This is a genomic window from Sphingomonas faeni (assembly GCF_023195535.1).
GTDB classification, from domain to species: domain Bacteria; phylum Pseudomonadota; class Alphaproteobacteria; order Sphingomonadales; family Sphingomonadaceae; genus Sphingomonas; species Sphingomonas faeni_B.
Map to the genome: position 1 here is coordinate 1 of NZ_JALPNF010000041.1, position 255 is coordinate 255.

Below are 255 nucleotides of genomic sequence, written 5' to 3' on the forward strand. Positions count from 1 at the left end.
AGGCTGGTTGTCAGACGGCAGATGGTGAGTTCGTCTGCCCAACTTCCGTGAGAATTTGCAGCAGGGCGAGCACCAACCGTGGCGCTCCACGCATACCGTCCCAGCCTTCATGCTCTTTGACAGACGCTATTGCGTCAACGAGGCGGTATGCCGGGCCATCACCGGTGAAGATGGCTTCCTCAATGGCGTCGAGATCGAGAGTGATGATCCTCTGTCCTGCCTCTTTGGCTTTGAAAAACCGGTCGAGAGCCTCGG

Annotated in this window: 1 protein-coding gene; it reads right to left on the reverse strand. The window is 57.6% G+C overall.

What is annotated here, in order from left to right; translation table 11 throughout:
* Positions 1-10: 10 nt before the first annotated feature.
* Positions 11-255 (reverse strand): hypothetical protein (locus SPHN_RS18650; RefSeq protein WP_248525290.1); only part of this gene is annotated, 245 nt, incomplete at its 5' end.